A 753-nucleotide genomic window follows, 5' to 3' on the forward strand; every position below is an offset into this window, starting at 1 on the left:
TGAAGCCGGTCCCAAGGGTATGGCTGTTCGCCATTTAAAGTGGTACGCGAGCTGGGTTTAGAACGTCGTGAGACAGTTCGGTCCCTATCTGCCGTGGACGTTGGAAAATTGAGAAGAGCTGCTCCTAGTACGAGAGGACCGGAGTGGACGAACCTCTGGTGTTCGGGTTGTGTCGCCAGACGCATTGCCCGGTAGCTATGTTCGGACAGGATAACCGCTGAAAGCATCTAAGCGGGAAGCCCCCTTCAAGATAAGTTTTCCCTGATTCCTTGAGAATCCTAAAGGGCCCTTAAAGACTATGAGGTTGATAGGCAGGGTGTGTAAGCGTTGTGAGGCGTTGAGCTAACCTGTACTAATTGCCCGTGAGGCTTGACTATATAACGCCAAAGCGTCTTCGAAAGAAGGCTGGGTGTATAGGCAACCAATCGAAAAATCGACGAATAATGAAGATATGAATCATAAGCGACTACTATTGCTTCCAATGTTAAAGACAACAGCAGAATTAAGTGTTGGTGTAACGACCGTAAGTTACTTCAACCAGAGTTTTGCCTGACGACCATAGAGAACTGGAACCACCTGATCCCATCCCGAACTCAGAAGTGAAACGGTTCATCGCCGATGGTAGTGTGGGAGGTCCCATGTGAGAGTAGGTCATCGTCAGGCTTCTAATACGAAACCCCAGCAGTACATACTGCTGGGGTTTTTTATTGCGTGGGGGTTTGTTCCTCGAGTAAAAGTGCGTCTGACCACATC

General features: G+C 48.9%; 2 rRNA genes. Both read left to right on the forward strand.

Annotated elements, in window-relative coordinates:
• Positions 1-377 (forward strand): 23S ribosomal RNA (locus A3738_RS11030); the annotation flags it as partial.
• Positions 378-548: 171 nt separating this feature from the next.
• Positions 549-663: ribosomal RNA gene (gene rrf, locus A3738_RS11035) — 5S ribosomal RNA — on the forward strand.
• The last annotated feature ends 90 nt before the right edge of the window (positions 664-753 follow it).

It is taken from the genome of Oleiphilus sp. HI0066, from assembly GCF_001635725.1.